1 pseudogene is annotated in these 397 nt (G+C 65.7%); it reads right to left on the bottom strand.

Annotated features, from left to right (window positions below):
• Positions 1–397 (bottom strand): annotated as a pseudogene (locus tag SB765_RS28180) (TIGR02099 family protein); the annotation flags it as partial.

Here is a 397-nt window from a genome sequence, read left to right as displayed (position 1 = left end):
CTCCCCACCCGCCCGCAACACGTCAGCTTGCCACTCACCGAGCAGGCGTGGTGGCAACCAGCGCGCCCAGTCACTTTGCGGCAGGCTCAGGTAGGCCTCCACCTGGCCATCACGCCAGGCCTTGGCTGACACACGGCTTTGCAGGTTCAGCGACAGAGGCTGGCCATCAGGCAAGGTGGCGCGCAACTCCAGCACTTGCCGCGAAGCACCCGCCTGCAGGCCGGCGCTGACATAGGTAAGGGTGAGCGGGTCACTCTGCCAGGGGTGCAAGGTGACTTGGCTGTCGAACACATCGACGCGGCCCAATTGACGCAGGCGCTGCAGCAGGTCGGCGGGGTCGAGTGGTGCATCGTCTTTTTTCGGCAGGCCTTCGAGGTTCCAGGCGCCCTGCTCGTTC

Source organism: Pseudomonas sp. SIMBA_067 (genome assembly GCF_046534675.1).
Taxonomy (GTDB): Bacteria; Pseudomonadota; Gammaproteobacteria; order Pseudomonadales; family Pseudomonadaceae; genus Aquipseudomonas; species Aquipseudomonas putida.
The sequence above is the reverse complement of the archived record's forward strand: the minus strand, read 5'-3'. Positions and strand labels throughout refer to the sequence as shown.